Raw genomic sequence first — 25,007 nt, 5'->3', positions numbered from 1 at the left:
GAAAGCGAATAATCTATGGGATTTTATTGCTCAAATTCTTGTTTTAATATCCGGAAGACCTCATCAATCGTCTCTTCTTCCAGTTCCGTTCTACGGATTAAGTCCTCTTTGGTGAGGGCCAAGACGCTCTTGGCTGTATCCAGACCCGTTTTTTTGAACTCCAAGATGACCCACTCTTCAATCTCATCAGAAAATTCTGACAGATCCACATCTTCCTCCTCTTCATACTCGGATAGCTCTCTGAAGACATCAATTTCATAGCCCACCAGCCTGCTTGCCAAGCGAATGTTAAATCCACCTTTGCCTATAGCCAAAGACACCTGATCGGGTTTCAGAAATACCGAGATACGCTTCCGTTCCTCGTCTACTTGTATAGAAGACACCTTTGCCGGACTCAGCGCACGGGTTACATACAGGTCCAAATTCTCCGTGTAGTTGATCACGTCGATATTTTCGTTCTGTAGCTCCCTTACCACCGCATGGATTCTACTACCCTTCATCCCGACGCAGGCTCCTACTGGATCGATGCGGTCGTCATACGACTCCACGGCGACTTTTGCCCGCTCTCCGGGCTCACGCACGATCTTCTTGATGGTAATCAATCCGTCATACACCTCGGGCACTTCGTTTTCAAAGAGGCGCTCAAGGAAAATGGGCGAAGTGCGTGAGAGGATGATGCGTGGGTTACCGTTATTCATCTCCACTTTATGCACAATCGCACGGACCATATCTCCCTTGCGGAAGCGGTCTTTGGGAATTTGTTCTCCTTTGGGCAGGATCAGTTCATTGCCTTCACCATCCATCAACAGGGTCTCCCTACCGAGAATCTGATAAACTTCCGCATTGATAATCTCTCCCGCCAGCTCTTCGTAATGCTGAAAAAGAATATCTTTTTCCAAATCCTTTATCCGCTGAATCAGCGTCTGACGGGCCATCATGACCGCCCTACGTCCAAAATCTTCGAGCTCGATGCGCTCGTAGGTCTCTTCCCCGATTTCAAAATCAGGCTCTATCTTTCTGGCTTCTGAAAGACTAATCTTATCGTAATCCCAGATATCTTCCGAATCGTCATCCACAATCTCCCGGATCCGGACGATTTCCAAATCACCCTTGTCTGCATTGATGATGACGTCAAAGTTTTCGTCCGTCTCGTACTTCTTTCGAATCATGGCCCTAAATACATCCTCCAAAATCCGGATCATCGTGGGACGGTCCACGTTTTTGGACCTTGCAAACTCCGCAAACGATTCAATTAAAACTTTAGCATCCATTGTTTTTATTTAAAAGAAACCAATACTGTTGACTTTTTTATCTGATCAAAGGCGATGGATATCTCCTCTTCCGTCGCTTTTTTGCCTTTTTCCTTCTGCTTTACGATCAATACTATCCCCATCTGTCCTACCTCTTTAAGTACGCCCTCCAAAACCTCGCCAGATTCCTGCTGAACCTTCAGATTCCTTCCTTGATTCTTGGCATACTGCCGCCTGGAACTCAAGGGGTAATCCACACCCGGGGAAGAAACCTCGATCGTGTAGGCATCGGAAATCAACTCCTTCGCTTCTATTTCCTCTGAAACCTGACGACTTACCTTGGCACAGCTATCGATGTTTAACCCCTGATCTGCATCAATAAGAATGTTCAACACCGTTTTATTTCCCAGTTGGTTCACCTTTACTTCGACCACAAAATGGGAATCATCCGGCAAGTGCTTTTCTACAATCTCAGCAATAGTCTGTTCTAATTCCATTTTTCGTCCCTCAGAGAGTGTCCCTTACGTGTTTTCATGTTTTAAACGAAAGAGGGGACGCTGCGTCCCCTCTTGGCTGATTGTCATATACGATACAAAGGTAATAAAATTATTTTCCTAAAAAAAGTATTGAAAGTTTGATAAATTTGCGGGATGCAATCACATGACCTAAAACTATTCAACACGCTTACCCGCCAAAAAGAAAAATTCGAACCACTCAGCCCTCCCCATGTGGGAATGTACGTTTGTGGACCTACTGTCTACGGCGATGCGCACCTTGGTCATGCCCGTGCAGCCGTTTCCTTTGACGTGGTATTTCGATACCTGAGTTTTCTGGGGTACAAGGTTCGCTACGTGCGAAACATCACGGACGTAGGCCACTTGGAAGCGGATTCGGACGATGGAGAGGATAAAATCGCCAAGAAAGCCAAACTCGAACAATTGGAACCCATGGAGGTGGCACAGCACTATGCCGAGTCGTACCACCGGGACATGGAACTCCTGAATACACTAACACCTAGCATAGAGCCCCGAGCCACGGGCCACATTCCCGAACAAATCCAACTCGTAAAGGATATCCTGCGGGAGGGGCTGGCCTACGAGGTAAACGGTAGCGTGTATTTCGACGTGTTGGCCTACAACGAAAAGACGAAGTACGGACGCCTCTCTGGACGGGTGATCGAAGAGCTCGTTAGCGGTAGCAGGGAACTGGACGGCCAGTCTGAAAAAAGAAATGCCTTGGACTTCGCCCTATGGAAAAAGGCCGCTCCCGAGCACCTGATGAAGTGGCCCTCTCCTTGGAGTCTCGGTTTTCCGGGTTGGCACTTGGAGTGTACAGCCATGTCCAGCAAGTACCTGGGGCACCACTTTGACATTCACGGAGGAGGCATGGACCTGATGTTCCCACATCACGAGTGTGAGATCGCACAGGGCAACGCTTGCAACCATCAGGATCCCGCCAAGTACTGGCTGCACAACAACATGATCACCATCAATGGACAGAAGATGGGCAAATCTCTGGGCAATTTTATCACGCTGCAGCAGCTTTTCAACGGCGATCATGCCGTCTTAGAACAAGCTTACAGCCCCATGACCATCCGGTATTTCATTTTGACAGCCCACTACCGGTCCACACTGGACTTTTCCAATCAAGCCCTGCAAGCTGCACAAAAAGGCTACAAAAAACTGATCAATGGTTTCCGCATATCGGGCATGCTGAAATACACAGAAGATCCCGGGTCCGCTATGGACGAAAAACAGGCGGACCAGGTAAAAAAGAGCGTCCGTGCTGCCTATGCAGCCATGGACGACGATTTCAACACCGCCCAGGCAATCGGCCACCTCTTCAATCTGCTGAAAAAAATCAACAGCATTTATACCGGACAGCTCTCTCCTTCCGTTCTCGGCAGAGAGGTATTTGACCAAATGATCACCACCTTCCGCTCTTTTGTGACAGAAATTCTAGGTTTGTTGGAAGAAAAGGTGGATGCGCAGGAACCTTTACTGGAAATGCTGTTAACCCTATACCAAGAAGCAAAAACCGAAAGAGACTACCGAAGGGTGGATGAAATCCGGGCGAATCTAAAAACCCTGGGCATCATTGTAAAAGACATGAAAAACAAAATCGACTGGGCTTATGAAGAATAGAGGATGGATCCCCGTGATCCTGCTGCTCTTAGTAGCCTGCGAAAAATCCACTACCCGGGAGACCGTAGAAACCACGCCGGTTTCCTACAATGAAAACATCCCGGATTTCTACGCCGACTCAGCCTATGCCTATATACAGCGACAGGTAGACTTTGGCCCCCGGGTCCCCAACACCCCGGCCCATCGCCAAACGGCTGACTGGCTGGTGGCCAAGTTCGAGTCGTTTGGCCTAGCCGTAGAAAGACAGGAATTTACCGCCAAAACCCACGACGGCCTCAACTGGAACCTGACCAACATCATTGCCTCCTTCCAGCCGCAAGCATCCAAACGCATCCTCATTGCAGCACACTGGGATACCCGAAGAATCGCCGACAAAGACTCGGAACGAATCAACGAACCCATCGATGGGGCCAACGACGGCGGCAGTGGGGTGGGTGTAATCCTGGAACTGGCACGCGTTCTCAGCCTGACCGAACTACCCCCCTCCGTTGGGGTGGATTTTATCCTCTTCGATGGGGAAGACGACGGAGAACCGGAGTTTTCCCGCAGACGGAATAACAATGAAATCTGGTGGTGTTTAGGCTCTCAACACTGGTCCAAAAACACCCATAAACCAGGATATAGCGCCTACTTTGGAATCCTATTGGACATGGTAGGTGGAAAAAGTGCCCGTTTTTACAAAGAAGGATATTCCATCCACTACGCCAAAAACGTGGTAGACAAGGTCTGGAGCTACGCCCACTTCCTGGGGCACGGTGACTTCTTTATCATGCGACAGACAGAGGCCATCACCGACGACCATTTGTTTGTCAACAAGGATGCAAACATCCCCATGATCAATATTATCGAGTACAGCCCGGACTATGGATTTGGGCATTACCACCATACCCATGCGGATAATATGGACCTAATCGACCGAAAAACCCTGCAAGTGGTAGGTGAAACGGTACTCTTTACCTTGTACCAGGAGTAGACGGTACACCACAAACCCAACAACCATGCTCACCCACCAAATTCAAACTGAATTCTCCCGTCATTTTGGAAGCGTTCCCCTACTAATTGCCTCCCCTGGCAGAATCAATCTTATCGGGGAACACACCGACTACAACGACGGCTTTGTATTGCCCGCAGCCATCGATAAATCCATCTACCTGGGGTTTGCCAAAAACGGCACCCGAAACTGCCGTATCTACAGTTTGGACTACCAAGCCATGGACTCCTTTTCCTTGGACGAGCTCGTGCCCCGCGAAAAGGGCTGGATCAATTTTCTCATGGGCGTGACCGCCCAACTGCTGCGAGCAGGATATCCCATCGAAGGATTCGACTGCGTATTTGGCGGAGATATCCCCATTGGAGCCGGCCTTTCATCTTCCGCTGCATTGGAAAACGGTGTCGGAATGGGGCTTTCCGAACTTTTCGACCTAAGAATCCCCAAATTGGAGTTGGTCCAATTCGCGCAAAAAGCCGAGCACGAGTTTGCCGGTGTCAAATGTGGCATCATGGACATGTTTGCTTCCATGATGGGTAGAAGCGGTCACGCGTTGCGCTTGGATTGCCGAAGCTTGGAATTTGCCTATTTCCCGCTTTCGCTAGGAGAATACGAGTTGATGCTTCTGGACACCCGAGTAGAGCATTCCCTCGGCGACACGGCCTACAACACTCGGCGGGACGAGTGTCAGACTGGGGTAGAAACGGTACGCACGCAATTCCCGCAGGTGAACAGCCTCCGGGATGTCAGCGCAGACATGCTAGATGCCGTTCGAAACCACCTGCCCGGAAGGGTATACGATCGGTGTTCTTACGTGGTGGCCGAAAATCAGCGCCTGCTGAAAAGCTGTGAAGCACTGGAAATGGGAAATCTAAGCGCGTTTGGGGACGCAATGTACGCATCACATGAAGGTTTATCCCGGCAATATGAGGTGAGCTGCGAAGAGTTGGATTTCCTTGTAGCCCAAACGATTAATAAACCAGAGGTTCTGGGAGCGAGAATGATGGGTGGAGGGTTTGGCGGCTGCACCATCAACCTTATTGCCTCCGCATACGTAGATACATTCCTGTCAGAGGTATCCAAGGCCTACACGAATACCTTCGGGATCACCTTGAAACCCTATCGAGTCACCACTTCGGAGGGTACACGCCGCGTCTAAGGGTTAGGGTCTCCGTTCGTCGGAAACGTAGGATTTGTAATTTAGGAACTAACTGCAAAAAAAAGCGGTTTGAATTTGGCGAAAGACCCAATCAAAAACAAAGGATCCGAATAACCCGTTTTTGGATAGCGCTGATTTTATTTTATATTTCACCGTCGAAAGAATTTTAAGGAATCGCCTTTTACAACCATAGCTTCATGAACCAAACAACGGCTCATTTCATTAAAAATTGGCATTAATTAGGGGCCCGGTGATAAAGAAACTAAAAGCGGAGAAGGTTACAGCCTTCGTAAAACGAACTACCCTATTGATGCGCGTCTCCAAGGGCGTGTTGAGAGGGATCGTTACATTTTTAGTCATCGTAGCCTTCATTAATAGCATGTGGCTTTTGAGCTCCTGGTACAAGGTACCCGACTTATTCTCCAAGTACTTTGAGGTAGAAAATGATCTGACAGTGCACCCGTCAACGGAGTATGGGAGTCTTTTCGAACGGGCCATTACTGCCTATCAGGCGGAAAAATACAACGATGCCATAAACCTCGGCAGGACCATCCTTGAGCAGTACCCAAGGAGCGACACACTTAAGTATTTTCTCGGCGCCTCACACCTGGCACTCGGTCAGGCAAAACCCGCTGTCTACTACCTTCGGGAAGTGGCCAATGACAGCAACTCGCCCTTGCGGCTAAGAGCGAAGTGGAATCTGGGGTTGGCCTATGTGCTGGAAGGGGACCGGACATCGGCAATAACGACACTTGAAAAAAGTAACCATCCCCGCGCCCAAGAACTGATTAATAGTCTTTCAGAACACTGACACTCGTGTAGAGTCATGCAGGCGTGTGAAAGACTAACCCACACCACCTTACCTGTATCCATTCACTTTCTCGCTCCCTGCAATGACCAATAAGGTTTTGTCTGCGATTGAAAAGGCGAATAATTAACTCCTAGTAATACCTACAAGCGAAAAATTCGCTACCTTTTACCCCAATTCTTAAACCCAAAAAATTCATGAAAAAGATTGTTTGGCTACTTAGCCTGATGTTATTTGCAACGATTGCGCAAGCGGAATGGATGTTGCCCAAAGTTTTTTCAGATCACATGGTCCTACAGCGGGACATGGAGGTGCCCGTGTGGGGTTGGGCAGCACCCCGTGAGCGCGTGCAGGTATCCTTTCAGGGCAAAAGCTACACCGCACGAGCCGACAAAGAAGGAAAATGGATGCTGAAAATGGATCCGAGCCCCGCAGGTGGCCCATTTACCCTAAAAATAACAGGTAAAACCGATAGCAAAACCTTCCAGGATGTATGGATGGGCGATGTATGGATGCTTGGCGGGCAATCCAATATGGAATGGGCCCTTAAAAACACCAATCACGGTGAAGACAGTATCGCCGTTGCCGACTTTCCACATATCCGTCTATTTGAAGTGGGCAGGAACATGAGCCTAACGCCCATCAAGGACGTCCCAGAGGCCTCTTGGTCGATTTGCACACCCGAATCGGTGGCCAACTTTTCGGCAATAGGCTACTATTTCGGCAAGCAACTACACCTGGAAAAAGGCGTGCCCGTCGGACTGCTGGATATAAATTGGGGAGGTACGCTATCCGAAGTCTGGACCAGCCACGAAGCGCTTAGCTCCCATCCTGATTTTGCGGAGCGAATGGTCAACTTTCAAACCGGACCAGTAGAAGGTTTTGATCCATCTGACAAAAGACCCAACCTATGGCCCACCAGCCTCTTTTACGGCATGTTGGAACCGGTGATACCTTTCGGTATCAAGGGTGCCCTCTGGTACCAGGGCGAATCCAACGCCCCTAGAGCGTATCAGTATCGTGAGATCTTCCCATTGATGATTCAAGACTGGCGCAAGCAGTGGGGACAGGGAGACTTCCCCTTCCTGTGGGTACAACTGGCAAATTTCAAGGCTCCCAAAGAGCAGCCGGAGGATAGCGACTGGGCCGAACTCCGGGAAGCACAGACCATGACGCTTTCCTTACCTAATACCGGACAGGCCGTCATCATAGAACGTGGCGAGGCCACCGACATTCACCCCAGAGATAAGTGGACCGTGGCCAACCGACTCTACCGGACAGCCGAAAAGGTCGCTTATGGCAAAGACGTTGTATACAGCGGGCCCATGTACAAGGCCATGAAGCTAGAGGGCAATAGCCTGCGCGTCAGCTTTGATCATCTGGGATCCGGTCTAATGGTTAAAGACAAGTATGGGTATGTAAAGGGGTTTGCGGTAGCCGGTTCGGATCGCACATTTCATTGGGTAACCGGACGCCAGGACGGCAATGATATCCTGCTGGATGTTTCTTCCATTTCCAACCCCGTGGCCATCCGCTATGGATGGGCGGATAATCCGGACGATGTAAACGTGTACAATAAAGAGGGACTTCCTTTAAATCCTTTCCGTACAGACGATTGGCCAGGAATAACCTACGGAAAAAAATAAGTTTGCAAAAACGCCCGCTGCATCTCGATACAGCGGGCGTTTTTGATATCTTCATAGGCTCAAGAAACCCTGATCAAAGGAACATGTTTGCTAGGCTTCCTGCTCGACAATCGCTTGCACACAGGATACCCAGGTATCGTTTGAGTTCAGGCTGGGAACTAAATCCCAGGCAGTGCCTCCCAGCTCGATAAACTCTTCCTTGTATTCCTCTCCTACCTCCACGGTGGTTTCTAGGCAGTCGGCTACAAAGGCCGGTGAAAAAACCAACACCTTCTTGACACCCTTTGCGGCCATTTCCTTGATCAGATCTTCGGTGTAGGGCTTGATCCAGGGGTCATTGCCCAGCCGGGATTGAAAGCAGGTTTTGACCTTATCCTCCGGCAAATTCAACCGCTCGGCAATCAAACGGGTGGTCAGAAAGCATTGCGAACGGTAACAAAACTGATTTTTCTTGGTGTACTGCGCACAACACTTATCACTAAGCTGACAATACCCGTCTACCGAACCCTTTCTGATTTGGCGTTCAGGCAGGCCATGGTAGGAAAACACAAACATGTCGTATTCCTCCTTTGCCACATATTCCCTACCGAGCTCTTCCCAGGCCTGTAGAAACAGTGGGTGCTCCACAAAATTGGTGACGTAGGAAATACTGGGAATGATTTGCCATTTCCGCGCTTCCTCCATTACCTTGTCTATCACCGAACCGTTTGTCGCCGAGGCGTATTGCGGAAACAGGGGCAGTATAATAATCTTCTTGACATTGGCCTTATTCAGAGCCTTCAGGCCATCTGCGATGCTGGGGCTTTGGTACCGCATGGCCATTTCCACGTGGTATTTTTTCGGATCTAACTTTTCCTTTAGCTTGTCTTTGAGGTCCTGGGTATGAAACATAAGCGGAGAGCCCCTTTCGGTCCACAGTTTGCGGTATTCCTTGGCCGACTTGGGTGCCCGAAACGGCGCGATGATCAGATTGACCAACATCCACCGGGGGATGAATGGAAAATCGATAACCCTGCCGTCCATTAAAAATTCCCTGAGGTATTTGCGGACATCGCCGGTAGCCGTGCTGTCCGGGGTTCCCAGGTTAACCAGCAATACGCCGGTTTTAGCGGTATTTTTACTCATCATATTCGGTTTTCCGTTGACATGCTCTTTAAACCAAAGGTACACCCAAATGTTATAAAAAGGAAAGGCGATGCGCCAATTCCCGCTTCGGTGGCCCGCGTGCTGGTAATTTGTCTGGTGCTCACGAAAGGTAGAAGAGAATGTATATCTTTGTGCAGGTCTGTGCAGCCACCTGCTGTTCGGCACTAACGAAACCGCTGTCTACCATGATGTTCCTTTCGGACATGAATTTTTCCCTGCCGCTTCAAAACCCCGTTTTGAAGTTTTCGATCATCCTGTTCATTATTCTCTTTGCGCCCTTATTACTCAATAAGATCCGCGTCCCACAGCTGATTGGGTTAATCATTGCCGGGGCCCTGGTTGGTCCCAACGGATTCCACCTGCTCGAGAGAGAATCTAGCGTGGTTCTCTTCGGTACGGTAGGGCTGCTGTATATCATGTTTTTGGCAGGGCTGGAAATCGACCTGGGAGACTTCAAAAAAAACAAGAACAAAAGCATTGTATTCGGGCTCTATACCTTTTTGATCCCTATGGGATTGGGAACCCTTTCGGGAACCTACGTATTGGGATTCAACTGGATGACTTCGGTACTGCTAGCGAGTATGTTTGCTTCCCATACCCTCATCGCCTATCCCTTGATCAGCAAGCTGGGTATCGCCAAAAACCGGGCAGTGAACATCACCGTGGGAGGTACCATGATCACCGATACCCTCGCTTTGCTAGTACTCGCGGTGATTGCCGGCATGGCTGTGGGGGAGATTACCAATGATTTTTGGGTACGACTGGGCATTTCCATGGTTATCTTTGCAGGCATCGTCATCTTTGTATTCCCGTTGCTGGCGCGTTGGTTTTTTAAAAACTACGACGATAACATATCGCAATACATCTTTGTGCTGGGATTGGTGTTTTTGGCCTCCTTCTTGGCAGAAGCCGCAGGAGTAGAAGCCATCATCGGTGCATTCCTTGCAGGCCTCGCGCTCAACAGGCTGATTCCACACACTTCACCCCTGATGAATCGGATCGAGTTTGTCGGCAACGCCTTGTTTATTCCCTTCTTTTTGATTGGCGTGGGGATGTTGATCAATTTCCGGGTGTTCTTCGTAGACATCCAAACCATCTGGGTAGCTCTGGTGATGACGGTGATTGCCACCCTATCCAAATACCTGGCAGCAACCCTCACGCAAAAGACCTATTCCCTGTCTAAGGCACAGCGGGATGTGATCTTTGGCCTGTCCAATGCACAGGCTGCGGCCACCTTGGCAGCGGTATTGGTCGGCTATGAAATCATTCTGGGGGAAACCGCTGAAGGTGAACCCATTCGCCTACTGAACGAAGCCATCCTAAACGGCACCATCTTGATGATCCTGGTTACCTGTACCATCGCGTCATTCGTTGCGCAAAGAGGAGGCACCAAGATTGCATTGGAGGAAATGGATACCGAAGAGGACGGTTCTTCCGACCAAGATGGCGCGGAAAAAATCCTGATTCCGATTAACTACCCGGAAAATATCGAGGAGCTGATCAACCTCGGCGTCACCATCAAATCGCAAAAATCCCAGAACACGCTGATTGCGCTAAATATCATCCCCACCGATAACGACGACGTGAAGCTCGAAAAAGACGCAAAAAAGCTCCTGGAAAAAGCAAGTATTGCTGCCGCGGCCACCGATAATCAGATCACGGAGTTGGTTCGCTACGACAGCAACATCGTGCAGGGCATCACCAATGTGGTGAAAGAACAAAAGGTTTCCGACATCATTTTAGGGCTGCACAAGCACTCAGGACTATCCGGATCCTTTTTGGGAAATCTCACCGAGGGCATCTTAAGCAGGGTAAACGCCACTACGTTGATCTACCGCTTTTCGCAGCCGCTAAACACCATAGAGCGGTACATCATCGTTGCTCCCGAAAACGCCGAAAAAGAAATCGGTTTCCCCTTTTGGTTACTACGTATCTGGAATATAGGCCGAAACACGGGAGCTAAATTGGTATTCTATGGAACAAAAGGCCTGATCAACTATGTCAAAGAAATACACAAACACCATGGGCTGGAGGTAGAATACAGAGAATTCTCCGACTGGGAGGACTTCCTGATTATCTCCAGAGATATGCGCGAAAACGATGCACTGCTGGTAATACTGAGTCGCAAAAACGAAATTTCCTTTAATCCCTACATGGACAATATCCCCAAATACCTCAACAAGTACTTCCAAACCTATAATTTTGCGCTGATCTACCCCATGCAGCAGGGGCTTTCCGAGTTTAAAGCCGGCAATATTTTCAGTCCGTTTGTGAACAACTTTGAGCGACTCGATGATATTGGTCAAACGCTCAAAGCGCTGTTCAAGAAGAAGTAAAACTTCCTGCTCTCGGCTATTTGATCTGTGGGTCTGGTAGGTCTTTGGCCTTTTTCAGGCTCCATTTCATCAGCGGCCCGGAGGTCATACTCGTCACGATGGCCATCACTACCAAGGCGACAAACAATTTTTCGTCGATCAGGCCATTTTCCAAGGCAATGAGGCCTAGGATAATTTCCATTGCTCCGCGGGCATTCATCCCAAAGCCCACGGCCAGCGACTCTTTGACTTTAAAGCCGCCCTGATAGGCCCCAAATCCGCTTCCCACGATCTTGCCCACAAAGGAGATCGCCAATACAGCTAGCGTCAGAAAGAGGTCAAAGTTGGCAACAAAGTTGATCTTAAGACCGATCGACACAAAAAACAAGGGTGCGAATATGTTGTTGATAAACTGATGGACGATTTCCTTGGCCCGTTCCGACATGTGCTCGCTATCACCCAAGGCCACGCCCAAGAGAAAGGCACCGAATATGGCGTGGATTCCCAGCCACTCAGTAAACGCCGCCGCGATAAAACAGGCAGCCATCGACAGCGAAAGTACGCCTCCCGGCCAGGCCAATTTCTTATTCACCCAGGGCAGTCCCTTATTGATCAGTGCCTTGCCAATGGTAAGCATAAAAAAGGTGAAGAGTAAGGTAATGCCAATGGTCTGAAGTAGGGATAGGCTACCCGATTTTCCCATAAAGGAAAGAATCACGGAGAAAATCAGCCAGCCGATGATGTCGTTTACCATGGCCGAAGCCACGATCAGCATCCCCATCTTCGTCTTGAACAGGTCCAAATCCATTAATATTCGTACCACCACCGGCAGCGCGGTGATGGACATGGCCGTTCCCATAAATAGGGAAAACAGCATCCTATTCCCTTCTGCTAAGCCAAAGAAATCCGGAAAGAAATAGGGAAATGCAAAGCCTAGGGCAAAAGGAACCACCAATCCCAACAGACTGATGCTGAGGGCAGCTTTGCCTTGTGACCACACCAGGTGTAGTTCTACTTCCAAGCCTGCTATGAACAAAAGTAAAATAACCGCGATTTGTATAAAGCCGTCCAATGCGAGATTGGCCGAGGGGTTACTCATAAACAAGGACTCAAACATGCCCGGAGCCACGGTCCCCAAAATGGTAGGCCCCAATAGAATACCGGCCAAGAGCTCTCCCACCACAGCCGGCTGCTTAAATTTTCTGGCCAGTTCGGCAAACATCCGTGCCATAAAAAGCATGGTTGCAAGCTGAATCAATAGGTTGATGACCTCGGTATGGGATAGTCCGCTCATGTAGGGAATTTATTTTTTAACAATCAAAAGATTACAGGGTAAATTCCCCAAAATGTCCTCAATGTCGTGAGGAAAAAGCCGGTCAAAAAAAGTAAGGTTTTCGTGCCCTCCCAAAATGAGCAAATCCGCGGAGATACTTTCCGAAAACTTGGCCAACTCCGGTGCCCATCGGCCTGAAGTAACCTTGATATTTATCTTTAGATCACCCTGATCTATGGTCTTAAGGATATCCTCCACATAGCTGACCTCTTCGCTTACGAGCTTTTTCCGGTTTTTTGAAACCTCTTCCTCGCTGTTGTCGGATATGGTGGCCATCTTTAGGCCATACATTTTTATTTCGTTTAAAATAAAGACCTGCTTGGCCTGCTCCAATTTGCAGAGTTCCACTCCCTGCCCGATGACGTAGGGAGTCTGGGTCTGCTGTGTACCGTTAATGACGATCTTATGGAAAGGACGAGACGTATTGCTTGGCTCGATTAAGACCAACACCGAGCATTTTGCCTTGCGGATAATTTTCCGGGCAATACTACCTATGTAGTAGGTAAACAATTCTTCCTTTTTTAGCGCTCCTGCCACCAGCAGGTCCACCCCTTCCGTATTGCAGACTTGGATGATTTTTTTTGCCGGCTTACCATCTTCCCATACAATCTTGGTTTGACTTAAGTTCACCCCGTATTTTTTGAGCATCTCAAAAAGTCGATTCTCCAGTTCCGCCGTTTTCTTTCCGATATGGATCAATACCAACTCGGAGCGGTGTAAATCTTTCAATCTCTTGGTTTCGGCAATCAACGCCTCTATCCTGGGCGAAAACGCTATGGCAAGGGCTATCTTCCGGTACATATTTTTTTCGGGATCTCTATCAAAAATCAAAGTAGGTAAAAATATTGGGAAATCTGGTCCCTTCCGGGAATAAAAAGTAAACTCAACGACTGAAGCATTTTTTCCGTTTACTGGGTGTAGACTGCATCTACATCTTATTTATCTGTCTGTTCACGGACTTTAGGCATTTGCAATGCCGGCTCAATCAATTCTTTCATCTAACAAACAGCCTTATCCTACCAGCTTCTCCAAAAAACCCCGTAATCCAACCACTTGCACCTTCGAATCATAAACATAGCTATCCTCACCAGGTGTGATGATATGCAATTTATCGATACCGAGGTCCTCCATGGCGATATAGGTGCCCTTAGTCAGCCTGGGAGATAGGCTTAGTTTAATTTCCGCGGCGGCAAGCCAGCGGTTTTCCCTCCTTATCAGTAGGTCAATCTCGGCCCCGTCCTGCGTGCGGTAAAAATATAGCTCATCATCAATATGTAGTACAGCCTTTACCTGATGAACGACAAAGGATTCCCACGAGCTCCCAACGGCTATATTTCCATAAAGGCCCTCCATGCCTTTAATACCTAGCAGGTAATGAAGCATGCCCGTATCCCTAAAATAGATTTTTGGGGATTTTACCAGCCGCTTTTTGACATTGATATGCCATGAAGGCAGCTCGGTAACCAAAAAGGCGTTGACAAAGTACCCCGTGTAGGTTTTGACGGTTGGCATACTTAGGCCAAGTGACTTCGCCAACGTGCTGTAGTTTACTATTGCACCGTTAAGTGAAGCTAACATCATCATAAGTTGCCTCGTGATATTCGGATTGGCGGTTAAACCTAGGGATGGCAGATCTCTTTGGATGTAACTATGGATAAAACTCGCATACCAGGTTTGTTTGTATTTAATGCTTTCACTAAGCGCAGGCTCAGGAAATCCACCATAAAGCCACAAAGATCACCAAGTAGGCACAACGGCCACATCGTGTCTTCAAAAAAACTCCGTGTACTCTGTGAACCTCCGTGGTCTCTGTGGTTTTCTTTTTTCTGACGAAGCGGGCACAACGATACCCGAAACGGTTTAAAAAATTTCTCCGGGTCCACCGTGGTTCCTTCTATTTAGTCAACCAATCACCCTCCGAGTTAATTTTTCAATTATCTTTAATCCTCAATCAATACTTATCCCTAATTTTGATTTTCTTTTTATCCAATATGTCTATAAAAAATATGAAACACCTGCTTTTTGGATTGGGAATGATGGTGTCCCTCACGATTACAGTTGCTGTCAACGGGCAGGGGGATTACCCAACATTGGACCAACTGGCAGCGCAGTTGAGGCAACTGGCAAACGCCCATCCTGAGGCAACACTTAAAAGCCTTGGAAAGACCGCTGGCGGTAAAGATATCTGGGTGCTCGAAGTTGGGACCGGCAGGATGGACAGTAAGCCTGCCATGGCGGTATTTGGAGGAGTGGAAGGCTACCATCTCTTGGGGGTTACACTTGCCCTTAAATTTGCCGAAAACCTTCTCACCTCCAACAAAGAAATCCTCGATTCCCAAACGTTCTACATCTTTCCAAACATGTCTCCGGATGCCTATCAGCAATATTTTGCCCCCATCAAATACGAACGCAGGGGAAATGCAACAGCGGTAGACCATGATAGGGACGGAGCTGTCAGTGAAGATGGATACGATGATCTAAATGGAGACGGGTATATTACGATGATGCGGATTGAGTCCCCCTTGGGAGGATATATTGCCTCGGAAGAAAACCCGCTTCTACTACGGCCCATTGATTCTAAAAAAGGTGAAAAAGGAACCCATATGTACCTCATTGAGGGAATTGACAACGATAAAGACGGACAACTCAATGAAGACTTGGAAGAGGGTATTGCTTTCAACAAAAGCTTATCCTACCAATTCCCGGCGTTTGAAGCGTTAGCCGGTGACTTTCCCGTATCCCAGATAGAAAGTCGGTTGCTGCTAGATTACCTGTACGAACGAGTGAATATCTATACGGTATTTACGTTTGGGCCAGCGAATAACCTATCCGAAGCCTTACCGTATCAGGCAGCCAATGCCCAAAAACGAGTTGTCACCTCCATCCTAGAGAAAGATGCCCAGCTAAATCAGCGTCTGGCAACGCTTTATGGAGGAACGGTTTCCTTAAAATCCTATGGACAAACCAATCAGGGAACTCCTGGAGATTTTTTCCAATGGGCCTATTTTCATTTTGCCCGGCTAAGCTTGTCCACACCTGGATGGTGGGTACCTGAAATGAAAACAGGTGATACCAAAAACTTCAGATCTTCCGAAGCCAATTTTCTGGCTTGGGCGGATTCCATGGACATGGAGGATGTTTTTGTGCCCTGGACAAAAATAGAGCACCCGGATTATCCCGGCAAACAGGTGGAAGTGGGTGGCATCAAACCCTTTGTTATGCACAATCCTCCTTTTGGCATGGCAGACAGCTTAGCGCTGATGCACACGGATTTTATCCTACAGGTAGCACGTCAACATCCCAAATTGATGTTGCTAGATCTGAAAACGGAAACACTGGACAAAGACTTGACCCGAATTACAGTGGAGCTGTTTAACGACGCACCCTTTCCCACCCATACCGAAATGGGAAAACGCTCCCGCTGGTTTCAAAAAATCCGGGTGGATATGGGCAGGGAGGCCGCCGACATCCTGGTAGGAGATAAAATCAAATTGATTGACAGCCTCGAGGCGTACGGGAAAACGACCTTAAGTTGGGTGGTTAAAGGAAAGGGTGCTGTCCGCATACAAGCAGGAGCACCACATACTGGCTTTACCGAAATCACTGTTAACCTATGATCCGTTTCACTATGATTCCTTTCAATAAAAAGATTCTATTTTTCGGAACGATATTTCTGCTTGTTTCCTTAGAAATTAATGCCCAAGAAAAGTTCTTCCGGGCCATTGGAACTCCCCACCAACCCAAAGTGGAGGTGGCTTGGAACCGCTATCATACCAACGATGGCCTGCTGGATATCATGCAGCGCATGGTCAAAGCCCATCCATCCTTGGCAAAACTTCAAAGCATCGGCAAATCCTACGAAGGCAGAGATATCTGGCTGCTCACGATCTCTGATTTCAGCCAGGGAGATCCGGACCGAAAGCCAGCCATGTACATCGATGGAAATATCCACTCCAACGAATTGCAGGGATCCGAGTTTGCCCTATATACCGCCTGGTACCTGACCGAGATGTATGGTGAACTGGATTTTATCCGCGAGCTGCTACTGGACAAGACCTTCTACATAGCTCCCACCATCAACCCCGATGCCCGCGATTACTTCATCAAAGCGGCCAACACACCCCACTCCCCCCGATCGGGGATGATCAAGCTGGACGATGACCAAGATGGACTGGCCGGTGAAGACGGGTTCGACGACCTGAACGCAGACGGACACATCACCCAAATGATTCGAAAGTCTCCCACCGGGCGGTATGTCAAAGATTCCCGTGACCCCCGAAAGCTCATTCCTGTATCGGTGGAGGAGTTTGGTGACTACGAAGTGCTGGGCTACGAGGGCATCGACCGCGACGGAGACGGAAGGGTAAACGAAGACGGCATCGGATACTACGATCCCAACCGGGACTGGGGATGGAAATGGCAACCCGATTACGTGCAACGAGGTGCTTATAAATACCCCTTTAGCCTACCCGAAAACCGCGCCGTCATGGAGTTTGTCATGAAGCACCCCAACATCGCCGGAGCGCAAAGTTACCACAACTACGGAGGCATGATCCTTCGCGGACCTGGTGCCGAAGAAGATCTGGACACCTACAACCAACAGGATATCCGCATTTACGATGCCATCGCCAAAAAAGGAGAGGAAATGATCCCCGGCTACAGATACCTGGTTGTCTATAAGGATCTGTATTCCGTATTTGGGGGAGAGTTGGATTGGTTTTATGGCGGAAGGGGTATCTATACCTACACCAACGAGCTGATGGTATCCTACCTGTATTTCCACGAAAATGCCGGCAGAGGTAACCAAGACGAAGAAATGAAAGTGGACAAGTACCTGACCTTTGGCGATGCATTTGTGCCTTGGGAGGAATTCGAACACCCGCAGTTTGGCACGGTCGAAATTGGTGGGTTCAAGAAAAATTTTGGCCGCCTGCATCCTGGGTTTCTCCTGGAACAAGATGCGCACAGAAACATGGCCTTTACGATTTACCATGGCTACCATACTCCCAAACTGTCTGTGAGTGACGTAAAAGAAGAAGACCTGGGCAGAGGTCTAAAAGCCATCACCGCCACCATCCAAAACGAGCGCCTAATGCCCACTCATTCCAGTCAGGATTTAAAGTACCGCATCGAAAGGCCGGATTTCGTGTCGATCAGCGGCGTGGAGGTGCTTTCCGGGATGATCGTCGAGAACGAGGATTTCAACAAAGTGCAGGAACAGACCTTTGAACCTGAAAAACTTCGCGTGACAAATATCCCGGGAATGGGAACGGTCAAAGTACGCTGGATTGTGAAAGGAAACAGGCCCTACCGCATTCAGGTGGACTCCGCCAAAGGAGGCATGGCAGAATGGAAACCCTAGCTCAATTCTTCACTACCGTAACGGACTGACCCAAAAAACATGAGCAAACAGAAAAACCAAGAAACCGGGCAGGATGTGCTTAATTACATCGCCGATGTGCCTTCCACTCAAAAACAGGCCGACAGCCTGCAACTCATACAGTGGATGGAACAAATCACCGGGCACCCGGCCAAAATGTGGGGCCCCAGCATCATTGGGTTTGGAAAATACCATTACAAATATACCAGTGGACATGAGGGCTTTGCACCTCTCGTCGGGTTTTCCCCCCGAAAGAAAGCTATGTCCCTGTACGTTTTTACGGGACTTGAGAAACATCTACACTACCTGAATGGACTGGGCAAGTATACCATGGGTAAAGCATGCATTTACGTGAAACAGCTTTCCGATATCGACGAGTCGGTGTTAAAAAATCTCATTCAACAGACCATTCGCTTTCAGGAAACCCGCTATGGAAGAGTCTAAAACCGATCCGAGAAGGATTTTCTCCATCTTCCGCTCAAAAAACCGATTAAGTATTTTTCAATAAGCCCTGCCTTTCAGCGATATGAAATTTATGATTCGTTAACAAATAAGGTTTATTTTTACGATATATGTATTTTTTAAATATTTTTTTTATATTATTTGCAAAACACACTGCCTTATACTACCTTTGAAATATCAAACAAAGACAAAACGTGTCGAAAAGGTTTGTTGACAATGTAGGGTGATGAAACTGGCAGACATGCCCTCCGGTCTCGGGGGTGGGGAGCTAAGGATAAAGCAAACATGGAGCTCGTGTTTCGCCTAACTGCCCCGTGGAGGTTCGAATCCTTCTCCTACAGCAGGTTATTTTGGGTTTATTGTTAATTGACTAAAGCTATGAGACATTGTTTCATAGCTTTTTTCAGTTTAAAGGGGTAGTGCAGCTAAGGTGGGGGATAAGCTCGTGCCTTTCAAACACGGTGCAGCTTATAGGGATAAATGCCACCCGCGTTCCATTGACATGCGTATAGATTTTTATCCCGGTCCACGCACACATCGTGGCAGTGTTTAAAAACAGGTGCCTCTTGAAGCATGAGGGTCAACTTCCCGTTTTCATAACGCGGAGCCGTTCCTCCAGGATTGGATACCACCAGGTTATTTTTATCCAAAATAGTAATGAAACCTTTGTTCAACTGCATGTTGTAATTCCCTTCTGACATGCCAAAGCAAACCCCGGAATAGAGGTTATCGCCGTCCAATACGGGCCTACTGATGAACGCACCAGGCAAATAGATATCTTCCAGGTGTTGCCCGTCCAAGGTAAAGCGCTTGAAGGTGTTTTTTATTCGCGCCGAGCATAACAGGGTAGGATTTTTGGGGTCTCTTAGATCCATCGCCACACCATGTACCTGCTTGAACTTATCCGGCTGTAAAAAACTATCTCCACCAAATTTCCGGATAAACTGTCCCTTGGCGTCAAACTGAAGGATAAACTGAGCTCCGTAGCCGTCGGCTACATAGATGTCTCCGTTAGGGGCTACCGCTGTTTCCGTAGGGCGGTAGGGCATGGTTTCGGTATAGGTACCTACCTGCAGCGGAGTGGGTAATTCCATGACCACGTTTCCATCCAATGTACATTTCACCACTTTTCCCAAACCGGAATCGGTCACATACAAGTACTCCGCATCGCCCTCATCTACCAGGGTGAGCCCATGGGCACCCGAAAAGCCTAGAGTCCAGGTAAACAACAGCTTGCCTCCGGTATCGTAGACAATGATATTATTTTTAGGGTGATCCGTTAGCATAAAAAGTCGGTCCCTTCGGTCCATCACCATTTCGTGGCAGTTGTTTACCGGGGTCCTGGCCGGATCCAGATCGCCCCAGGCTCGGTCCAATCGGTATTGGAAGTCTCCATGGCCCAACAGCTCGTCTGAGAGATGCCGTTTTGTTTTGCCGATGTGAAAGGTATTGACACCTGTTCCCAATGACACGGCCCCCAAGGCCGATGCTTTCAAAAACTCCCGTCTATTTGCCATTCCTTCTTTTAGGTTAAAATATCCTTGACTACGTGTCCGTGCACATCGGTGAGGCGGTATCTTCTCCCTTGATGCTTAAATGTAAGCCGCTCGTGATCGACGCCCATCAAGTGGAGCAGGGTGGCTTGAAAATCATGCACGTGCACGCCGTTTTCGGCCACGTTGTAGCTAAACTCGTCCGTCTCGCCGTAGACGATGCCGGGCTTAACACCTGCACCTGCCATCCACATGGTAAAACAGCCGGGATGATGGTCTCTGCCATAATTGTCCTTGGTAAGCCTACCCTGGGAAAAACTCGTTCTGCCAAACTCCCCTCCCCAGATGACCAAGGTATCGTCCAAAAGCCCTCGCTGTTTGAGATCCATAATCAGGCCTGCGGTAGCCTGATCGGTGGCCTGTGCCTGGGTTTTGATGCCTCGTGGCAGATTCCCGTGCTGATCCCATCCCATGTGGTAAAGCTGTATAAACTTCACATCCCGCTCCGCAAGACGCCTCGCCTGAAGGCAATTGGCCGCGTAGGTGCCCGGAATCCGGGCATCGTCTCCATACAGTTTATAGATGTGTTCGGGCTCTTCGGAGAGATTCACCGCATCCGGAACGGAGTTTTGCATGCGATAAGCCATTTCGTATTGGCTTATTTTGGAGTGGATTTCGGGATCATTCCATATCTCGAATTGCTCGTGGTTTAGTTCTTCGATAAAGGAAAGGGCCTTCTTCCGGTCCTGATCGTGAATGCCGTGGGGATTGTTCAGGTACAGCACAGGGTCCTTGCCCGAACGAAACTGCACCCCCTGATGATGGGATGGCAAGAAACCGTTGCCCCACGCATTGGAGTTTAGCGGCTGGTCTCCCTGGCTTTGGGATATCAATACCACAAAGGAGGGCATATTTTTGTTGTCACTGCCCAAGCCATAACTTACCCAAGAACCGATCGATGGTCTCCCGCTCAGCTGACTACCTGTCTGCACAAACATCACCGCCGGCTCGTGGTTAATTGCTTCGGTCTTTAGGGACTTGATGATGCACAGATCATCCACAACCTTGGCGGTATGGGGAAACAGCTCGCTAACCCAGGCGCCGGATTGGCCGTATTGTTTGAAGTCATAAATGGACTTAACCAGGGGAAAAGTCGACTGGTCAGACACCATGCCGGAATTTCGCTGGGTTCCTTGTACGGAGGGAGGTATCTCCTGACCGTGCCATTTGGCCAGTTCAGGCTTGTAGTCAAAGGTTTCGATCTGGGAGGGCCCGCCACTTTGAAACAGGTAGATGACCCGCTTGGCCTTGGGAGGAAAATGGGTGCCATTTAGCAACCCACCCATGCCCGCCGCCCCCCGAGGCGCAGCCAACTCCTCGGCAAAGGATCCCGATTTACCCATTAGCGACGCCAAAGCAATGGCGCCAAACCCCATGGATGTTTTCTTGAGAAATCCCCTTCTGCTTTCGGTAAACTGCAAATGCTTTAAATATTCATCCATCGCTTTCTTATCTAATGGTGTATCCGTCGGAAGTATTCATAAGACCATTGATGACGGTGGCTAGTGCGGCCACCTCTACGGGATCTGATCCCGGCCTCAGCGGTGTGCTACCAATGCCCACATAGGCAATGGCATCTTGGTTATTCACGCGAAATTTCTCCAACTCTTCTTGGTGATACTTGCGTACCAGCTCAAACTCCCGCTCGCCCGGTGTCCGTCCTATGCTTAGCAGGAAAGCCCTTTTTAGCCTAGCCTCCCGTTCCGGAGAGGTTTCCAGCAGATTTTCTGCCAGTATCCGGGCTGCCTCTAGGTATTGTGGGTCGTTCAGCAGCACCAAGGCTTGTAGTGGTGTACTGGTTTGCCTTCGCCGTACGGAGCATTCGTTTCGATCCCCCACATCGAAGATCATCATGGAAGGTGGCCCTGAGGTCCTTTTCCATATCGTGTACAAACTTCTCCGATACAGCCCCTCGCCTGGTTCCTGTAGGTACTTGTAGCGCCAGGACTTGGAGGATAACTCATCCCACAATCCTTCTGGTTGGTAGGGATAGGCGCTGGGACCACCCACCCGTGTCGACAACAGACCGCTTACTGCGAGCGCATTATCGCGTACCATCTCGGCCGTCATGCGGTAACTGGGCCCGCGGGCCAAGAGGTCATTTGCCGGATCTACTTCCAACAATTCGGGGCTGACATAAGAGGACTGCCGGTAGGTAGCAGAAAGGACCATCAGCCTATGCATGTGCTTGATGTCCCATCCCGACTCCTGAAAAGTCACCGCCAGCCAATCCAGCAATTCCGGATGGGTAGGCAGGCTCCCTTGATTACCAAAGTCATCGGCAGTAGCCACCAAGCCTTTGCCAAAGTGCATCTGCCAGAGGCGGTTCACAAAAACCCTCGCCGTAAGCGGGTTTTCGGGATCAAACAGCCACTTCGCCAGGCCAAGCCGATTTCTGGGCAGGCTTTCGTCAAATGGCAGAACCCTTTCCGGCAAAGCCGGGAAAACCTCCTCGGTAGGTTCACTGTATAACCCTCGGTCCAATACAAAGGTAGCGCGAGGCTCCTCGGTATCTCCCAACACCATGATCTCCGGAATGTCCTCCACCAACTGCATCTTTTCCCTCTTTTTGGTCCGGATCCTTTCCTGCAAGCGCCTTACCTCTACTGATTCCCGCTTCAGATACTGAGCACGTATCAACTCAAACTGCTGAGGCTTTGTGGGCTCGGAAAGGGCGCTCTTGACAGATTCCCGGTCGTATAGCTGCATCACCTCGAGCGGAGTCAGCTCGGTAGCGAATACTGCGAGCTCATCCAACCCGCTTTTGAGGAAGGTCTTCATCTTGTCCCGCTCTCCCAAGATTAGGCCCCGGAACCCATAGGTATGAATATCGGGCTTGAACAGGATGGACTTGTATAGGTTATCGGCTTTCACCTGCACCGGTACCGGCTTTCCGTTTAGGTAAATCCCAATGCCGGCGGCTTTTCCCTGCCCATCGTAGGTCAGGGTAACCTGCGTCCACTCCTGCACGGGAATTGGATCCACGGTCTCCACCTGTATGGCATTGGTGGGCCAAGAATAGGAAATGATAAACTTCAATCGGTTGTCCTCCAAAAAAAGGGAGTACCCCTTTAATCCGAGTCGGATATCCTCGCAATGGTAAAATATACCCGCCTCTTCAAACTCCTTTTCCGGAAAAACCGCCAACGACACACTGAAAGGGTCCGTATGGTCAAACCAGCCCACTTTTTCGGGAAGGGTCAACGTGGTGTAATCGTTTAGGAAGATACCTTCCCCCCGAAAGCCCTTGCCGCTGTCGGGTTCCTTGACCCGGATTGGCTTTCCATTTGGAACGGCATTGGGGCTCGTATACTGGCCCGGCTGCTCCTGGGCATCTAGGCGGTCCAGCGGGTAATAGGCGACCAATCCATCCCGTAGGCCTTTTTCTACCGAAGCCAAGACCCGGTCGGGTTGCTCCGACCAAGCATGCAGATCCGGTGCTTCTACCTTCAACAACGCATGCAGCTCGTCGCTATCTTCGCGTATTTGTGCATCCAGGTAGTTTAGCAATTTTTCCTGTTCTTCATCTGTCAGCAGCAGCGAAGGTCCCGGCACTTGTCCTGGTCCGTACACGGCCGTGCCGATCTCATTGGTGCTGTTAAAAAAGGCAAATAGTTCAAAGTATTCGCGTTGGGTGATGGGATCATACTTGTGGTCGTGGCATCGGGCACATTCCATGGTAAGCCCCATGATGGCCTTACCCACCGTTTGGGCACGGTCTGCGACATACTCCACCCGATACTCCTCAAAGACGATTCCTGCCTCGGAGTTCCGCTTATGAAGTCGGTTAAAGGCCGTAGCCAATATACTTTCCTTGGATGGGTGATCGATCTGATCTCCTGCGAGCTGCCAGGTGATAAACTGCTCGTAGGTCATGTTATCGTTAAAGGCCTGAATGACCCAATCCCGGTAGGGACTGAAATCCCGGTGCTTGTCGTCGAGGTAACCGTCCGAATCGGCATACCGGGCCACGTCCATCCAATCGGCTGCCATGCGCTCCCCGTAGGCGGGAGATGCCAGGTATTTTTCTACCAGCCGCTCATAGGCATCGGGAGATTCGTCCTGGACAAAGGCTTCGATTTCCTCCAAAGTGGGCGGCAAGCCGGTCAGATCAAAGCTAAGCCGGCGGATCAGGGTTTCTTTGGAAGCTTCCCGCGAAGGAGACAGGTTATGCGCTTCCAGTTTCTTCCCTACAAACCGGTCTATGTCGTTTACTGCCCAGTCTGCGAATCGGGTTGAAGGAGGAGATGCCTTTTCGGGCTGAATAAAGGACCAATGGGGTTTATACTCGGCACCTTGTTCGATCCATTTGGCTATGAGGGCGATTTCCCTAGGCTCCAAAGTAAGGTGGGATTCCGGCGGAGGCATTTGGTAGGCGGCATCTTGGGATAGCATCCGAAGGAGGGCGTCGCTCTTTCCGGGCTTGCCTGGCACAAGGGCCTTTTTCCCCGGACTTCCCTCTAAGGCGGCAAAGGCGTACTCCTCCAAGTCTATCCGAAAGCTGGACAACTGATTGGTGGCATCCGGCCCGTGGCAGGCAAAACACTTGTCGGATAGAATAGGCTTCACGTGGTAGTTGAAGTCGATCTGCTCCGGCAGGTCCTTAAAATGGATGGCCACCTCGTCGGGGGCTTCCCATCGCCCGCAGGCAAGTAGCAGGCATAGCCCGGCAACGTTCAGTGAGAAAATCCATCGCCTGTCCTTACATAACATCATGCTTGATTCCTTGGGTTTGTTGTACGTTCTTTCACGAAATCCAAATATACACCTTTATATCTGCGGAAATTCCGTTAAAAAACCGTTTTGTTAACAGTTAAAATTAA

General features: G+C 49.3%; 18 protein-coding genes. 9 read left to right on the top strand and 9 right to left on the bottom strand.

The window, feature by feature from the left end; translation table 11 throughout:
* Positions 1-23: 23 nt before the first annotated feature.
* Complete coding sequence (nusA, locus tag JJU34_RS00695; protein ID WP_228690378.1) at positions 24-1,271, bottom strand: transcription termination factor NusA; 1,248 nt, start codon at positions 1,269-1,271, stop codon at positions 24-26.
* Positions 1,272-1,276: 5 nt separating this feature from the next.
* Positions 1,277-1,747 carry a ribosome maturation factor RimP gene (rimP, locus tag JJU34_RS00690; protein WP_228690377.1) on the bottom strand — a complete coding sequence of 157 codons (471 nt, stop codon included), beginning with the start codon at positions 1,745-1,747 and terminating at the stop codon, positions 1,277-1,279.
* A 153-nt stretch (positions 1,748-1,900) separates the two neighbouring features.
* On the opposite strand from rimP, the gene cysS reads away from it, so the two are divergent.
* The 5 genes from cysS to JJU34_RS00665 all read left to right on the top strand — a co-directional run bounded on the left by cysS (position 1,901) and on the right by JJU34_RS00665 (position 7,995).
* Positions 1,901-3,394: a cysteine--tRNA ligase gene (gene cysS, locus JJU34_RS00685; protein ID WP_228690376.1), complete on the top strand. Its 1,494-nt coding sequence runs from the start codon at positions 1,901-1,903 to the stop codon at positions 3,392-3,394.
* Positions 3,384-4,367 carry a M28 family peptidase gene (locus JJU34_RS00680; RefSeq protein ID WP_228690375.1) on the top strand — a complete coding sequence of 328 codons (984 nt, stop codon included), beginning with the start codon at positions 3,384-3,386 and terminating at the stop codon, positions 4,365-4,367. The genes cysS and JJU34_RS00680 overlap by 11 nt, the downstream gene beginning before the upstream one ends.
* A gap of 25 nt (positions 4,368-4,392) precedes the next feature.
* Positions 4,393-5,541 (top strand): galactokinase, encoded by a 1,149-nt coding sequence (gene galK, locus JJU34_RS00675; protein WP_228690374.1) that lies wholly within the window; start codon positions 4,393-4,395, stop codon positions 5,539-5,541.
* 250 nt (positions 5,542-5,791) lie between these two features.
* The gene (locus JJU34_RS00670; protein WP_228690373.1) at positions 5,792-6,352 is read left to right on the top strand and encodes a tetratricopeptide repeat protein; all 561 of its coding nucleotides are present in this window, start codon (positions 5,792-5,794) and stop codon (positions 6,350-6,352) included.
* A gap of 194 nt (positions 6,353-6,546) precedes the next feature.
* Entirely contained in the window at positions 6,547-7,995 is a 1,449-nt protein-coding gene (locus JJU34_RS00665) for a sialate O-acetylesterase (protein WP_228690372.1), read from the top strand.
* Between the two features lie 90 nt (positions 7,996-8,085).
* Here the strand turns inward: JJU34_RS00665 and hemH are convergent, their stop codons facing one another.
* Positions 8,086-9,120, bottom strand: coding sequence for a ferrochelatase (hemH, locus tag JJU34_RS00660; RefSeq protein WP_228690389.1), 1,035 nt, complete (start codon positions 9,118-9,120; stop codon positions 8,086-8,088).
* Between the two features lie 206 nt (positions 9,121-9,326).
* On the opposite strand from hemH, the gene JJU34_RS00655 reads away from it, so the two are divergent.
* Positions 9,327-11,477, top strand: coding sequence for a cation:proton antiporter (locus JJU34_RS00655; RefSeq protein WP_228690371.1), 2,151 nt, complete (start codon positions 9,327-9,329; stop codon positions 11,475-11,477).
* A gap of 16 nt (positions 11,478-11,493) precedes the next feature.
* Here the strand turns inward: JJU34_RS00655 and JJU34_RS00650 are convergent, their stop codons facing one another.
* From JJU34_RS00650 to JJU34_RS00640, 3 genes are all read right to left on the bottom strand, one after another.
* Positions 11,494-12,750, bottom strand: coding sequence for a cation:proton antiporter (locus tag JJU34_RS00650; RefSeq protein WP_228690370.1), 1,257 nt, complete (start codon positions 12,748-12,750; stop codon positions 11,494-11,496).
* A gap of 9 nt (positions 12,751-12,759) precedes the next feature.
* Positions 12,760-13,590, bottom strand: coding sequence for a universal stress protein (locus JJU34_RS00645; protein WP_228690369.1), 831 nt, complete (start codon positions 13,588-13,590; stop codon positions 12,760-12,762).
* 210 nt (positions 13,591-13,800) lie between these two features.
* Positions 13,801-14,523 carry a DUF4143 domain-containing protein gene (locus JJU34_RS00640; RefSeq protein ID WP_228690368.1) on the bottom strand — a complete coding sequence of 241 codons (723 nt, stop codon included), beginning with the start codon at positions 14,521-14,523 and terminating at the stop codon, positions 13,801-13,803.
* Between the two features lie 272 nt (positions 14,524-14,795).
* Between JJU34_RS00640 and JJU34_RS00635 the strand changes: the two genes are divergently transcribed.
* The 3 genes from JJU34_RS00635 to JJU34_RS00625 are packed head-to-tail and all read left to right on the top strand — an operon-like array spanning position 14,796 to position 18,613.
* On the top strand, positions 14,796-16,406 hold the full coding sequence (locus JJU34_RS00635) for a M14 family metallopeptidase (protein WP_228690366.1): 1,611 nt from the start codon (positions 14,796-14,798) through the stop codon (positions 16,404-16,406).
* Positions 16,403-18,151 carry a M14 family metallopeptidase gene (locus tag JJU34_RS00630; protein ID WP_228690365.1) on the top strand — a complete coding sequence of 583 codons (1,749 nt, stop codon included), beginning with the start codon at positions 16,403-16,405 and terminating at the stop codon, positions 18,149-18,151. The genes JJU34_RS00635 and JJU34_RS00630 overlap by 4 nt, the downstream gene beginning before the upstream one ends.
* Before the next feature lie 39 nt (positions 18,152-18,190).
* Positions 18,191-18,613, top strand: coding sequence for a DUF1801 domain-containing protein (locus JJU34_RS00625; RefSeq protein WP_228690364.1), 423 nt, complete (start codon positions 18,191-18,193; stop codon positions 18,611-18,613).
* Positions 18,614-19,083: 470 nt separating this feature from the next.
* Here JJU34_RS00625 and JJU34_RS00620 read toward each other — a convergent pair whose 3' ends face one another.
* The 3 genes from JJU34_RS00620 to JJU34_RS00610 are packed head-to-tail and all read right to left on the bottom strand — an operon-like array spanning position 19,084 to position 24,900.
* Positions 19,084-20,148, bottom strand: a complete 1,065-nt coding sequence (locus tag JJU34_RS00620; protein ID WP_228690363.1) for a twin-arginine translocation signal domain-containing protein — start codon at positions 20,146-20,148, stop codon at positions 19,084-19,086.
* Positions 20,149-20,156: 8 nt separating this feature from the next.
* Positions 20,157-21,626 (bottom strand): DUF1501 domain-containing protein, encoded by a 1,470-nt coding sequence (locus tag JJU34_RS00615; RefSeq protein WP_228690362.1) that lies wholly within the window; start codon positions 21,624-21,626, stop codon positions 20,157-20,159.
* 7 nt (positions 21,627-21,633) lie between these two features.
* The gene (locus JJU34_RS00610) at positions 21,634-24,900 is read right to left on the bottom strand and encodes a DUF1553 domain-containing protein (RefSeq protein ID WP_228690361.1); all 3,267 of its coding nucleotides are present in this window, start codon (positions 24,898-24,900) and stop codon (positions 21,634-21,636) included.
* Positions 24,901-25,007: the final 107 nt, after the last annotated feature.

The organism is Lunatimonas sp. (assembly GCF_020832325.1).
Taxonomy (GTDB): Bacteria; Bacteroidota; Bacteroidia; order Cytophagales; family Cyclobacteriaceae; genus Lunatimonas.
Note: the sequence above shows the minus strand (reverse complement) of the source record. Positions and strands in the feature narration are given on the sequence as shown.